We start from the raw sequence: 12820 nt of genomic DNA, 5'->3' as shown, positions 1-12820 counted from the left end.
GGTGACCCCGCCTTTGACCCCCGCAGGCGCATGAAGTAGCTTCAATTCCATAATCCAGAACTGATTTTCCGCATAATGGAAAGCGAGGGGTAATGGAGATCACCGGCCCGCGGCTCGACCGGTTCGACGAGATCCTCACGCCCGAGGCACTGGACTTCGTGGAGTCCCTCCACCGCCGCTTCGACGCCCGCCGCCGCGAACTTCTCCAGGCCAGGCAGGACCGCCAGGCGGAGCTGTCGGCGGGCGGCACGCTCGGCTTCCTGCCGGAGACCGAGGCGGTCAGGGAGGGCGAGTGGCGGGTCGCGCCGCCCGCTCCCGGCCTTGAGGACCGCCGCGTCGAGATCACCGGCCCGGTCGACAGGAAGATGACCGTCAACGCCCTCAATTCCGGCGCCAGGGTGTGGCTGGCCGACTTCGAGGACGCCAACTCCCCGCTGTGGGAGAACTGCGTGAACGGCCAGCTCAACCTGCGCGACGCACTCGACCGCACGATCGACTTCGAGACCGGGGGCAAGAGCTACGCGCTGCGGCCCGACGACGAGCTGGCCACGGTCGTGGTCCGGCCGCGCGGCTGGCACCTCGACGAGAAGCACGCGAGGGTGGACGGCCGGCCGGTGCCGGCGTCGCTGTTCGACTTCGGCCTGTACTTCTTCCACTGCGCGAGGCGCCAGCTCGGCAAGGGGAAGGGCCCCTACTTCTACCTGCCGAAGATGGAGTCCCACCTGGAGGCGCGGCTCTGGAACGAGGTGTTCGTCCACGCTCAGGACGCGCTCGGCCTCCCCAGGGGGACGATCCGGGCGACCGTGCTGATCGAGACCTACCCGGCGGCCTTCGAGATGGACGAGATCCTCTACGAGCTGCGCGAGCACTCGGCCGGGCTCAACGCGGGCCGCTGGGACTACCTGTTCAGCGTGATCAAGAAGTTCCGCACCAGGGGCCGCGAGTTCCTGCTGCCCGAGCGCAACGCGGTCACGATGACCGCGCCGTTCATGCGCGCCTACACCGAACTGCTCGTGCGAACGTGCCATCGGCGCGGCGCGCACGCCATCGGCGGGATGGCGGCCTTCATCCCGTCGCGGCGCGACCCGGAGGTCAACGCGGCCGCGCTGGAGAAGGTCCGCGCCGACAAGACCCGCGAGTCGGGCGACGGCTTCGACGGCTCCTGGGTGGCCCACCCCGACCTGGTGCCGGTCTGCCGTGAGGTCTTCGACGCCGTCCTCGACGGCCGTCCGAACCAGCTCGACCGGCTGCGCGAGGACGTCCGGGTGGGCGCCGCCGACCTGCTGAACGTCTCGGCCACGCCGGGTGAGATCACCGAGGCGGGGCTGCGCAACAACGTGGACGTGGCGCTGCGCTACCTGGCGGCCTGGATGGGCGGGCTCGGCGCGGTCGCGATCCACAACCTGATGGAGGACGCCGCCACGGCCGAGATCTCGCGCTCGCAGATCTGGCAGTGGATCCACAACGGCATCCGCCTGTCCGACACCGGGCAGGTGGTCACGAAGGAGCTGGTGGAGCGGATCATCGACGAGCAGCGGCACGACAGCCCGTTCTTCGAGCAGGCCAAGGAGCTGTTCAAGGAGGTCGCGCTGGACGACGACTTCGCCGAATTCCTGACTCTTCCGGCATATGCTCGCATGCCATGACAGCCCTCGATGAGCTCGTCGCGCGGCTGGGCGAGGTGACGGAACCGATCACCGACCCGGTCCGGTTGCGCACGTACGAGTGCGACGGCCTGACCTACCACCGCGCCACGCCCGGCGTCGTCGTCCTGCCCGGCAGCGCCGAGGAGATCGCCGCGATCGTCAGGCTCTGCGCCGAGTACGGCGTGCCGTTCGTGGCGCGCGGCTCCGGCACGGGCCTGTCCGGCGGCGCGCTCCCCCGCACCGACGGCGTGCTCATCGTCACCTCGCGGATGCGCCGCATCCTGGAGATCGATCTGGCCGACCGCCGCGCGGTGGTCGAACCCGGCGTGACCAACCTGGCGATCACGGAGGCGGTGCGCGAGCAGGGCTACTACTACGCGCCCGACCCCTCCAGCCAGCAGATCTGCTCGATCGGCGGCAACGTCGCCGAGAACTCCGGCGGCGCCCACTGCCTCAAGTACGGCTTCACCGTCAACCACGTGGAGGCGTGCGAGATCGTCACGCCCGACGGTGACATCGTCACCCTCGACCGGACGGACCCCGGCTACGACCTGCTCGGCGCCTTCGTGGGCTCGGAGGGCACGCTGGGCATCACCACCAAGGTCACCGTACGGCTGAGCCGTGCCCCCGAGGCCGTGACGACGGTCCTGGCCGCCTACGAGAGCGTCGAGCAGGGCGGCGCGGCGGTGACCGCGATCATCGGCGCGGGCATCGTCCCCGCCGCGATCGAGATGATGGACGCGCTGGCGATCGAGGCGGCGGAGGCGGCGGTCGCGTGCGCGTACCCGCAGGGCGCGGGCGCGGTGCTGATCGTCGAACTGGACGGCCCCGCAGCGGAGGTCGAGCAGCAGTTCGCGCAGTTGCGGATGATCTGCGCGGACGCCTTCGAGCTGCGGGTGGCGGCGGACGCGGAGGAGCGGGCGGCGATCTGGAAGGGCCGCAAGTCGGCCTTCGCGGCGGTCGGCCGGATCAGCCCCGCCTACATCGTGCAGGACGGGGTGGTGCCGCGCACCAGCCTGCCCCGGGTGCTGGCGAGCATCGACCGGCTGTCGGCCGAATACGGCATCAGGGTGGCCAACGTCTTCCACGCCGGTGACGGCAATCTGCACCCGCTGGTGCTGTTCGACGACGCGGAGCCGGGCGCGGGCGAGCGGGCCGAGGCCGTCTCCGGCCGCATCCTCGACCTGTGCGTCGAGCACGGCGGTTCGATCACCGGCGAGCACGGCGTCGGCGTCGACAAGGCCGGGTACATGCCGAAGATGTTCTCCCCGGACGATCTCGACACCATGCAGCTCGTCCGGTGCGCCTTCGACCCGCGCGGCCTGTCCAACCCCGGCAAGGTCTTCCCGACGCCGCGCCTGTGCGGCGAGGTACCGGGTGTGCGCAAGGGCGTGCATCCGCTGGTCGAGTCCGGGGAGGCGGAGCAGTTCTGATGGCGATCGGCACGACGGGAGTGACGCTGCGCGAGGCCGGTGACGGCGACCGGGTCGGCGGGGTGCTGCCCCGCTGGGTGGCGCTGCCGGAGTCCGTGCGGGAGGTGGCCGCGCTGTTGCGCGCCTGCTCGCAGGAAGGGCTGGCGGTCGTGCCCGTGGGCGGCGGCACCAAGGTGCACTGGGGGGCGCCGCCCGAACGCTGCGACGTCCTGCTCGACACCAGCTGCCTGAACGAGGTCGTCGAGCACGCCACGGGCGACCTGATCGTGCGTGCGCAGGCGGGCCTCACGCTGGCGGCGCTCGCCGACCGGCTCGCGCGGGCGGGGCAGGAACTGGCCGCCGACGCGCCCTCCGGCGCGGGCGAGACCGTCGGCGGCCTGCTGGCCACCGGGCTCGCCGGTCCCCGTTCCTTCCGGTACGGCACCCCGCGCGACCTGCTGATCGGCATGACCGTGGTGCTGCCGGACGGCACCGTCGCCCGCTCGGGCGGCAAGGTGGTCAAGAACGTCGCGGGCTACGACCTGGGCAAGCTGTTCACCGGGTCGTACGGCACGCTGGGCGTCATCGCCGAGGCCACATTCCGGCTGCACCCGCTGCCCGCCGAGCGCCGGTGGATCGAGGTGGAGACCGGGCGGGCGCGGGTCCGGGAGCTCGCCGCCGTCCTGGCCGCCTCCCAGCACGAGCCCAGCGCGGTGGAGTGCGCGAGCGGCGACGGGGTGCGGGTGGCCGCCCTCGTCGAGGGTACGGCGGCCGCCCACCGGGCCGAGGCGCTGCTGCGCGAGAGCGGCCTGCCCGGCGAGGTGCGCGACACGGCCCCCGCGTGGTGGGACGAGCCGCTCGACGGGACCCACCTGGCGGAGGTGCGCTGCCTGCCGTCCCGGGTGGGCGCGGTGCTCGACCTCGCGGCGGAGGCGGGCGCCGCGCTACGGGGGTCGCCGGTCACCGGGCGCCTGTGGCTGCACGCCCGCGATCCTGAGCTGGTCGCGCGGCTCAGGGCGGACGGAGCCAGGGTGGTCCTGCTGGCGTGGCCCGACCAGTGGTCCGACCAGTGGTCCGACCAGTGGCCCGACCGTACGGCGGCGAACGGCCCGGAAGGCATCGACCGGTGGGGCGAGGTTTCGGCGATGGCGTTGATGCGGCGGGTCAAGGAGCGCTTCGATCCCGCGCGCACGATGTCGCCCGGCCGCTTCGTGGGAGGCATCTGACATGGACCCCGAACTGATCAAGGACTGCGTCCACTGCGGGTTCTGCCTGCCGACCTGTCCCACGTACGTGCTGTGGGGCGAGGAGATGGACTCCCCGCGCGGCCGGATCCATCTGATGAAGCAGCACACGGAGGGCACCCCGATCACCCCCGTGATGGCCGGGCACTTCGACGCCTGCCTCGGCTGCATGGCGTGCGTGACCGCCTGCCCGTCCGGCGTCCGGTACGACCTGCTGATCGAGCAGACGCGCGCCGAGGTCGAGCGCGCCGTCGTCCGCGACCCGAGGGAGCGGGCGATCCGTGGCCTGGTCTTCGGCCTGTTCCCCTACCCGAGGCGGCTGCGGCTGCTGCGCCCCGGTCTGCGGACGGCGCGGCGGCTGGCTCCGTTCCTGGCGCGGGCGCACCCGAGCCTCGGGGCGATGGCCGCGCTCGCGCCCGAGGTCCCCGTCAGGCAGCGGCTGCCCAGGCTGGTGCGGGCGCGCGGGCCGCGCAGGGCGGTCGTCGGCATGCTCACCGGCTGCGTGCAGCGCGAGTTCTTCCCGCAGGTGAACGCGGCGACCGCACGGGTGCTCGCGCTGGAGGGCTGCGACGTGGTGATCCCGCCCGGCCAGGGCTGCTGCGGGGCGCTGAGCGTGCACGCCGGCCAGGAGGCGCAGGCGCGGCGGCTGGCCGCGCGGACGATCAGGACGTTCAGGAAGGCGGGCGTGGACACCGTCGTGGTCAACGCGGCCGGATGCGGGTCGTCGATGAAGGAGTACGAGGCGCCTGGCTTCCGCGTCGTGGACCTGTCGGAGTTCCTGGCCGAGCTGGGCCCCGCCGCCGAGCGGCATCCGCTGGAGGTGAGCGCGGCCTACCACGACGCCTGCCACCTGGCGCACGCGCAGGGCATCAGGCGGCAGCCGAGGGAACTGCTGGCGGCGATTCCCGGGCTGCGGCTGAAGGAGGTGCCGGAGGCCGCGATCTGCTGCGGGTCGGCCGGGACGTACAACGTCTTCCAGCCGGAGGCGGCCCGCGACCTCGGCGACCGCAAGGCCGCCTCGGTGGCCGCGACCGGCGCGGAACTGCTGATCTCCGCCAACCCGGGCTGCACGATGCAGATCGCCGCCGCGATGGCCCGCGCGGGCCGGCCGATCCGGGTGGCGCACACGGCCGAGGTGCTGGACGCGTCGCTGCGAGGGGTGCGCCTGTGAGCGTGCAGTCGGTCGACCGCGCGCTCGACGTGCTGGAGGCGCTGGCCGACCACGGCGGCGAGGCGGGGCTGTCCGAGATCGCGGCCGCGACCGGGCTGCCGTACGGGACCATCCACCGGCTGCTGCGCACGCTGCTCACGCGCGGGTACGTCAGGCAGGAGTCCGACCGCCGCTACGCCCTGGGCGGCGGCCTGGTCCGGCTGGGCGGCGTGGCCGAGCGCATGGTGGCGGTGTGGGCGCAGCCGTACCTGACCCGGCTGGTCGAGCTGTCCGGCGAGACCGCGAACCTGGCCGTACTGGAGGGCGACTTCGTCGTGTACGTCGCGCAGGTGTCCTCCCCGCGCAGGCTGCGGATGTTCGCCGAGGTCGGCCGCAGGGTGCTGCCGCACAGCACGGCGGTGGGCAAGGTGCTCGTCGCCGACAGGAGCCGGGCCGAGGCGCTGGCGCTGCTGGAGCGGACCGGGATGCCTCGCAAAACGGCCAACACCATCACCGAGCCCGCCGCCATGCTGGCCGAGCTGGACCTGGTGAGAACCCGGGGTTACGCGCTGGACCTCGGCGAGGAGGAGCTGGGCGTCCACTGCCTGGCGGTGCCCGTGCACGACGGCGGGCGGGTGGTGGCGGCCATGTCGGTGTCCGGCCCGGCCGAGCGCATCGACGCCCTCGACCGCGACGAGCTGGCCGAGGGCATGCGGCAGCTCGCGGCGGCCTTCGGCACCGAGCTCCGGTGAGCGCCGGGCGCTACGCTGTCGCGCTGTGAGCAACAGCCCGGTGCAGTCCGTCGATCGCGCCATCGCGATCCTGGAGATCCTCGCGCGCAGGGGCGCCACCCGGGTGACCGATCTGGCCGCCGAACTCGACGTGCACAAGTCGACGGCCTCCCGCCTGCTCGCCGCCCTGGAGCAGGGCGGGCTCGTGGAGCAGGACGGCGAGCGCGGCCGCTACCGGCTCGGGTTCGGCGTCGTACGGCTGGCCGGGGCCGCCACCGCCCAGCTCGACCTGGCCAAGGAGAGCCGCGAGGTGTGCGGGCGGCTGGCCGAGGAGGTCGGCGAGACCGTCAACGTGGCGGTCCCGCTCGACGGGCACGCGGTCAACATCACCCAGGTGCGCGGCCCGTCGGCGATCAGCGGCCACAACTGGGTCGGCCAGCGCACCCCGTCGCACGCCACCTCCAGCGGCAAGGTGCTGCTGGCCTTCGGCGCGCTGGATCCGCCGCCCCGGCTGGAGCGCTACACCCCCGCCACCGTCACCACGGTCGAGGAGCTGGGCCTCGACCGGATCAGGGAGCGAGGCTGGGCGAGCACCGTGGAGGAACTGGAGATCGGGCTGAACGCGGTGGCCGCGCCGGTGCGCGGGGCCGACGGCGCGGTGGTGGCGGCGGTCAGCGTGTCGGGGCCGTCGTACCGGCTCACCCCGGAGCGGCTGCCCGAGGTCGGCGCCCGGCTCGTCGAGGGCGCCGACCGGATAAGCCAGCGCATCGGCTATTACCGTTGACGGTATGTGCAGAAGCATCAAGACCTTGCGCCCGCCCTACACGGAGAGCGTCACAGAGGACGACGTCCGCGCGGCGGCGCTGCAGTACGTCAGGAAGATCTCGGGATTTCGGGCACCGGCCGCCCACAACGCGGAGGCCTTCGACCGCGCCGTGGAGGTGATCACCAAGGCCTCCGAGGAGCTGCTGGCCTCGCTCCAGGTTCGCGGAAGCCGTTGACAGCCCCTCTGATCAGGCGGAACGTCCCAGGTGTAACCCCCATCGCACAGGGAGTCCCCCATGATCAGCGGGTTGTACCAGGGTCAGGACGGCGACGAGCGGCTGGAGCTGCGCGTGGACGTCGACGGGATCCGTCCCACGGGGCGGGTGAGCGGCGATCTGTTCTCCGGCACCTCCTACACCGGCTCGTTCGTCGTCGCCGCGCCCGCCGTCCGTTCGGAGGGCGGGCGCACGACGGTGTCCGGCACCGGCGTCTTCACCCACCAGGTCACCGACCCGGCGGTACGCGTCGTGATCGGCCCGGACGGGGCGAGCGCGGCGGTGGCCGGCCGTGAGTACGCGCTGACCTTCACCTCGCGGTTCTTCCGCAGCGTGCTGCTCGAACAGGACTCGGTCGTCGGCGCGGTGCCGTTCGTCTCCTACGACACCGGCTCGCTGCCCGGCCCGACCGGTTCGCCCGCGCGGCACCTGAGCGTGCCCGCCGCGTACGCGGAGGCGGGCATCGAACTGCGCCTGGCCCAGCCGGGCGTGGTACCGGTCGGCGCCGCCGGCGCCGACCTGGCCTGGGACGACGCCGAACTGCACCACGCGATGACCACCCAGTTCAGCCAGTACGGCGACGCCGCCGCCTGGCGCGTCTGGCTGCTGGTGGCCAGCAGGCACGTGGGCGGCTACCGGGGCATCATGTTCGACTACGCGGACGCCTACCAGCGGCAGGGCGCGGCGGTCTTCCACGACGCCGTCAAGGGCACCTCCCCGCAGGCGCAGCGCGCCCAGTTGCGCACGTACGTGCACGAACTCGGCCACGCCTTCAACCTGATGCACTCCTGGCAGAAGAACCTGGCCAGGCCGCCGCAGCCGCTCGGCCCCAGCGGCGGGTTCGGCGACCTGTCGTGGATGAACTACGTCCAGAACTACCGGCCGGGCGGCGAGCCGGGCTACTGGGCGGCCTTCCCGTTCCAGTTCACCGACGCCGAACTGGTGCACCTGCGGCACGGATTCTTCCGCGACGTGGCGATGGGCGCGAACGCCTTCGGCACCGGCGCGGCCGACATCGACCCCTTCGAGCAGCAGGACGAGGAGGCCGGCGGGCTGCGTCTTTCGGTGCGGGCCAAGGAGTCGTTCGCCTTCGGCGAGCCGGTGGTGGTCGAGCTGAAGCTGTGGTCGGCCGACGGCCCGGCCACCACACACGGGCACCTGCACCCGGACACGGAGTTCACCCAGGTGTGCGTGCGCGGGCCGGACGGGGACTCGGTGCTGTACCGGCCGATGCTGCGCCACTGCGTGGACGACGCGCCGTCGGTGACGCTCGGCCCGGCACGCTATGACAGCGCCTACATCGGGCACGGCCGCGACGGGCACTACTTCCAGCGCCCCGGCGAGTACCGGATCACCGCGCAGTACGCGGCGGCCGACGGCTCGCGCGTGGTCTCCCCGCCGTGCGTGATCCGGGTGGCGGAGCCGGTCTCCGCCGACGACCGGCGGGTGGCCGAACTGCTGCTGGGCGAGGAGCAGGGCACGCTGCTGTCGCTGCTGGGCTCCGACTCGCCCCGGCTGCGGGCGGGCAACGACGCCCTGGAGGAGGTGATCGAGCGCCACGGCGCCCACCCACTGGCCGTGTACGCCCGGCTGGTCACCGGCCTGAACGCCGAACGCGGCTTCAAGGACCTGTCGGGCGGGCGGCTGCGGGTCCGGGCGGCGGACGCCGAACTGGGTGTCCGCAGGCTCGGCGCGGTGGTGCGGGAGGGCGGGCGGATCGACAACATCACCCTCAATCTGGTGATGCGCCGTCTGGCCAGGGCGGAGGCCAGGCAGGGCGAGTTCGGCCGGGCGCACGCGGTGATGGACGCGATGGTGGCGAGGTTCGCCGCGCAGGACCTGAGCCCGGCGGTGATGGGCCGCATCAGGCAGGAGGCCGAGCGGACGAAGGCGGAACTCAGCCCGCCAGCGTGACCGGCTGCCCGGCGGAGCAGCCGACGACGACCTCGACGTCCTCCCCGTTGTCCGCTCCGTCATCACGATCGAACTCGACGGTGAGCCGGTCGGCGGGGCCCGGCGCCTGGTCGTCGGCGGAGAAGCCCTGGTAGGGGCTCCAGTTGCGCAGGCTGACCTGCCCGCCGCTGCACGAGGCGATCACGGTGCCGCCCGCCGTGCGAATGACCGACTGCACGGCGGGCGCCCCGGTGCCGCCGGGGCGCACGGTGGGCGTGACCGTCTGCGCGCGCGCCGGGCCGCCCCCGGCCGGTACGGTCGCCAGCTGCGCCCTCGCCTCGGCCTGCGTCATGACATGTCCGTTTCCGCCGGTGATGGAACCGCCGAGCAACCCGAGCACGGCGACGGCGGCGCCCGTGGCGGCGAGCGCGACCACGAGCCAGGCGATGACCAGTCGTTTCACAGGCCCAGACTCCCCCAATCACTCCTAACGCCAGGTTAACGTGGAGATATATGGCTGCAATCCTCCTGATCGAGGACGACGTCACGATCCGCACCGCCCTCACCCGGGGACTACGCGAGCTGGGTCACGCCGTCTCCTCCTCCCCCACCGCTCTCGACGGGCTCCGGCTGGCCGTACAGGACCGGCCGGACCTCGTCGTGCTCGACCTCGGCCTGCCCGACCTCGACGGCCGCGAACTGCTGCGCATGCTGCGCTCGGTCAGCCGGGTCCCGGTGATCGTGGCGACGGCCCGCGACGGCGACCACGAGATGGTGCCCGTGCTGGACGCGGGCGCCGACGACTACGTGGTCAAGCCGTTCAGCGCGGCCCAGCTCAACGCCCGGATCAAGGCGGTCCTGCGCCGGACGGGCGACGAGCGGGCAGAGGAGGCGGTCACGGTCGGCGCGCTCAGCCTCGACCACCGGGCGCGGGTGGCGACCCTCGACGGGGCCGCGCTGGACCTGACGCCGCGGGAGTTCGACGTGCTCCACTATCTGGCCGCCCGCGCGGGCGAGGTGGTCAGCAAGCGCGAACTGCTCACGGAGGTCTGGCAGGTCCCCTACGGCGGCGCCGACAAGACCGTGGACGTGCACCTGTCGTGGCTGCGCAGGAAACTCGGCGAGACCGCCTCCAGCCCGCGCTACCTGCACACGGTGCGCGGCGTCGGGGTCAAGCTGGTCGCCCCCTCGTGAGGCGCTGGCTGGCCATGCTGGCGGCGGCGGTCACCGGGGCGGTGCTGGTCGCGCTGCTGGTGCCGATGGCCCTGCTGATCCGTACGGTGGCCGAGAACGGCGCCCTCAGCCGGGCGACCAGCGCGGCCGAGTCGGTCGTGGTCGCGGTCGGCACCCCCGACCTGCCGCTGGCCGTCGAGCGCATGCCCGTGCCCGCCACGGTCTTCCTGCCGGACGGCCGGGTGCTGGGCGAGCCGGCGCCGGTGTCCGACGCGGTGCGCCTGGCCAAGACCGGCCGCAGCGTGACCGCGCAGGCGCAGGGCGGGCGCGAGGTGCTGGTCTCGGTGCGCACGGCCGAGGGCCCGGTGGTGATCAGGGTGTTCGTCGGCGACGCGGAGCTGGCCGGCGGCGTACGGGAGGCGTGGCTGGCGCTGGGGCTGCTCGCGCTGGCGCTGGTGGTGCTGGGGATCGTGCTGGCCGACCGGCTGGCGCTGCGGGTGACCCGGCCGGTGGGCGAGCTGGCCAGGCTGTCGCACCGGCTCGCGGGAGGGGATCTGAGCGCGCGGGCGGAGCCGGGCGGCCCGCCCGAGGTGGAGTCGGTGGGCCGGGCGCTGAACCATCTGGCCGGGCGCATCGGCGACCTGCTGGAGGCCGAGCGCGAGTCGGTCGCCGACCTCTCGCACCGGCTGCGCACCCCGCTGATGGGGCTGGGCGCGGACGCGGAGTCGCTGCGCGACCCGGAGGAGGCGGCCCGGATCGGCGCCCGTGCCGACGCGTTGGAGCGGGCGGTGAGCGCGGTGATCGAGGAGACCCGCCGCCGCGCCGACCGCGACGCGGCCGAGGCGGTGACGCCCGCCCGTCGGCCCTCGTGCGACGCGACGTCGGTGGTGCGCGGCCGGGTGCTGTTCTGGTCGGTGCTGGCGGAGGACCAGGAGCGCGCGTTCACGATCGAGCTGCCCGACGGGCCGGCGGAGGTGGCGGTGAGCGAGGGCGACCTGGCGGCGTGCGTGGACGCGCTGCTCGGCAACGTGTTCGCGCACACGGCCGAGGGGCTGGCCTTCGCCGTACGGCTGGCCGCCACGGCGACCGGCGCGGTGCTGACCGTCTCGGACGACGGTCCGGGCTTCCCCGCCGAGTTCGGCGAGCGCGGCAGCAGCGGCGGCGGCTCGACCGGGCTGGGCCTGGACATCGCCCGCCGGACGGCGCAGGCGTCCGGCGGCGGGATGCGGGTCGCCGGGTCGGCCGTGGAGCTGGTTCTCGGGCGTGGCACCGGGGCCGGATGACGCGGCTGGAGGCGTTAACCGCGCCTTAGGGTTGCCACAGCGCGGCGTTACCCTCCGCCGGGGTTTCCTGGGGTCATGCAGATCACGAAGAAGTTCCTCCTCGTCGGTGCCGGTGCGACCGCTCTCCTGGTCGGCGGCGGCGCCGCGGCCTTCGCGGCCGTGGACTCCGGCCCCGCCCCCAAGATCACCGTGGAGAAGGCCGTAGAGCTGGCCCAGGCCGAGGTCTCCGGCGCCTGGGTGAGCAGCGTCGACTACGACGACGACAAGAGCCCGCACTGGTCGGTCGAGCTCGTCAAGGGCAACGTCGAGCACGAGGTCGAGCTCGACGCCGCCACCGGCAAGGTCCTGCACAGCAAGATCGACAAAGACGACGAGAACGAGAAGAACGACGACAGGAACGACAAGGACGACAACGACTAGTCCTCAGCAGGAGCCGAGTACGCGCTCCATCGCCGCCTTCTCCGCGGCGGTGACCCAGAGCGCGTACTTGGCCTTCACCTCGACCTGCCGTGCGATGTAGGCACAGCGGTAGGACTTGCGCGGCGGCAGCCAGGTGGCGGCGTCGGAGTCGCTCTTCTGGCCGTTGAGCGGCCCGTCGACGGCCAGCAGGTTCAGCGGGTCGTTGGCGAACTCCTTGCGCTTGGCGGCGCTCCACTTCTGGGCGCCCTTCTGCCAGGCGTCCGACAACGGGATCACATGGTCGATCTGAACGGCCACGCTGGTCTCGTTTCCGCGTTCGAACTCGATGCGCTCGCCGCCGTAAGGGTCGTCGAGGACCCCGGTGAGGACGACGCAGTCGCGCGTGCCCGGCCGGAAGGTCTCCTCGCGCAGGTCGCGCTTGAGGATGTCGTTGCGGGTGTCGCAGCCGTTGCGGTCGACGTCGGCCCAGGCGGGGCCGAACGCGTCACGGTCGAAGCCGGTCTTCGGCGCCCGCCCCTTTACCGCCAGGCCCGCGAGCCGGTCACGCGTCTGCCCGGCCTCGATCCGGCCCTCCGCCGGCCCCTCTTTCTCGGCCTGGACGCCGCCGCATCCCGTGAGGACGGCCACCGCCAGCAACCCCACCATGGCTCCGCGCACCGTAACCTCCTCACCAGGGCATTCCCAAGACATCCTCAAAACATTCTAAAGACACAGATACAGGCGCGAAGAAAAGTGGGAACCGAACAGCGGGCGCGGGGGAGAAGGGGTGAAGGGCGCGAACGCGCCCTACGGAAGGAACACACCCTCGATGCACAGACCCCCACTGTG

At 72.9% G+C, this 12820-nt stretch carries 13 protein-coding genes; 11 read left to right on the top strand and 2 right to left on the bottom strand.

The genetic code is table 11. The features are described 5' to 3' along the window. The first annotated feature begins 92 nt into the window (after positions 1-92). The 8 genes from aceB to ABD120_RS16140 are packed head-to-tail and all read left to right on the top strand — an operon-like array spanning position 93 to position 9137. On the top strand, positions 93-1646 hold the full coding sequence (gene aceB / locus ABD120_RS16175; protein ID WP_343950706.1) for a malate synthase A: 1554 nt from the start codon (positions 93-95) through the stop codon (positions 1644-1646). Continuing rightward, positions 1643-3079: an FAD-linked oxidase C-terminal domain-containing protein gene (locus tag ABD120_RS16170; RefSeq protein WP_343950705.1), complete on the top strand. Its 1437-nt coding sequence runs from the start codon at positions 1643-1645 to the stop codon at positions 3077-3079. Before aceB ends, ABD120_RS16170 begins: the two co-directional genes overlap by 4 nt. Further along, the gene (locus ABD120_RS16165; protein ID WP_343950704.1) at positions 3079-4284 is read left to right on the top strand and encodes an FAD-binding oxidoreductase; all 1206 of its coding nucleotides are present in this window, start codon (positions 3079-3081) and stop codon (positions 4282-4284) included. The genes ABD120_RS16170 and ABD120_RS16165 overlap by 1 nt, the downstream gene beginning before the upstream one ends. 1 nt (position 4285) lies before the next feature. Next, entirely contained in the window at positions 4286-5473 is a 1188-nt protein-coding gene (locus tag ABD120_RS16160; protein WP_343950703.1) for a (Fe-S)-binding protein, read from the top strand. A 2-nt stretch (positions 5474-5475) separates the two neighbouring features. Continuing rightward, positions 5476-6204: an IclR family transcriptional regulator gene (locus tag ABD120_RS16155; protein ID WP_425563986.1), complete on the top strand. Its 729-nt coding sequence runs from the start codon at positions 5476-5478 to the stop codon at positions 6202-6204. Positions 6205-6229: 25 nt separating this feature from the next. After that, the gene (locus ABD120_RS16150; RefSeq protein WP_343950701.1) at positions 6230-6967 is read left to right on the top strand and encodes an IclR family transcriptional regulator; all 738 of its coding nucleotides are present in this window, start codon (positions 6230-6232) and stop codon (positions 6965-6967) included. A gap of 4 nt (positions 6968-6971) precedes the next feature. Further along, complete coding sequence (locus ABD120_RS16145; protein WP_343950700.1) at positions 6972-7184, top strand: DUF2277 domain-containing protein; 213 nt, start codon at positions 6972-6974, stop codon at positions 7182-7184. A gap of 60 nt (positions 7185-7244) precedes the next feature. Beyond that, positions 7245-9137, top strand: coding sequence for a hypothetical protein (locus tag ABD120_RS16140; RefSeq protein ID WP_343950699.1), 1893 nt, complete (start codon positions 7245-7247; stop codon positions 9135-9137). On the opposite strand, the gene ABD120_RS16135 is transcribed toward ABD120_RS16140, so the two are convergent. Then, positions 9121-9579, bottom strand: coding sequence for a hypothetical protein (locus tag ABD120_RS16135; RefSeq protein ID WP_343950698.1), 459 nt, complete (start codon positions 9577-9579; stop codon positions 9121-9123). The genes ABD120_RS16140 and ABD120_RS16135 overlap by 17 nt on opposite strands. A gap of 50 nt (positions 9580-9629) precedes the next feature. On the opposite strand from ABD120_RS16135, the gene ABD120_RS16130 reads away from it, so the two are divergent. From ABD120_RS16130 to ABD120_RS16120, 3 genes are all read left to right on the top strand, one after another. Next, complete coding sequence (locus ABD120_RS16130; protein ID WP_343950697.1) at positions 9630-10310, top strand: response regulator transcription factor; 681 nt, start codon at positions 9630-9632, stop codon at positions 10308-10310. Beyond that, positions 10307-11572 (top strand): sensor histidine kinase, encoded by a 1266-nt coding sequence (locus ABD120_RS16125; RefSeq protein WP_343950696.1) that lies wholly within the window; start codon positions 10307-10309, stop codon positions 11570-11572. The genes ABD120_RS16130 and ABD120_RS16125 overlap by 4 nt, the downstream gene beginning before the upstream one ends. Positions 11573-11647: 75 nt before the next feature. Next, positions 11648-11992, top strand: coding sequence for a PepSY domain-containing protein (locus ABD120_RS16120; protein WP_343950695.1), 345 nt, complete (start codon positions 11648-11650; stop codon positions 11990-11992). 3 nt (positions 11993-11995) lie between these two features. Here the strand turns inward: ABD120_RS16120 and ABD120_RS16115 are convergent, their stop codons facing one another. Further along, entirely contained in the window at positions 11996-12649 is a 654-nt protein-coding gene (locus ABD120_RS16115; protein WP_343950694.1) for an HNH endonuclease family protein, read from the bottom strand. Between the last annotated feature and the right edge of the window lie 171 nt (positions 12650-12820).

It is taken from the genome of Nonomuraea longicatena, assembly GCF_039525605.1.
GTDB classification, from domain to species: Bacteria; Actinomycetota; Actinomycetes; order Streptosporangiales; family Streptosporangiaceae; genus Nonomuraea; species Nonomuraea longicatena.
This window is presented reverse-complemented; position numbering and strand designations above follow the sequence as displayed.

Excerpts from the sequence above, each read along its gene's own strand:
- aceB (WP_343950706.1), top strand. The coding sequence starts at position 93 with ATGGAGATCACCGGCCCGCGGCTCGACCGGTTCGACGAGATCCTCACG.
- ABD120_RS16170 (WP_343950705.1), top strand. The coding sequence starts at position 1,643 with ATGACAGCCCTCGATGAGCTCGTCGCGCGGCTGGGCGAGGTGACGGAA.
- ABD120_RS16165 (WP_343950704.1), top strand. The coding sequence starts at position 3,079 with ATGGCGATCGGCACGACGGGAGTGACGCTGCGCGAGGCCGGTGACGGC.
- ABD120_RS16160 (WP_343950703.1), top strand. The coding sequence starts at position 4,286 with ATGGACCCCGAACTGATCAAGGACTGCGTCCACTGCGGGTTCTGCCTG.
- ABD120_RS16145 (WP_343950700.1), top strand. The coding sequence starts at position 6,972 with ATGTGCAGAAGCATCAAGACCTTGCGCCCGCCCTACACGGAGAGCGTC.
- ABD120_RS16140 (WP_343950699.1), top strand. The coding sequence starts at position 7,245 with ATGATCAGCGGGTTGTACCAGGGTCAGGACGGCGACGAGCGGCTGGAG.
- ABD120_RS16130 (WP_343950697.1), top strand. The coding sequence starts at position 9,630 with ATGGCTGCAATCCTCCTGATCGAGGACGACGTCACGATCCGCACCGCC.
- ABD120_RS16120 (WP_343950695.1), top strand. The coding sequence starts at position 11,648 with ATGCAGATCACGAAGAAGTTCCTCCTCGTCGGTGCCGGTGCGACCGCT.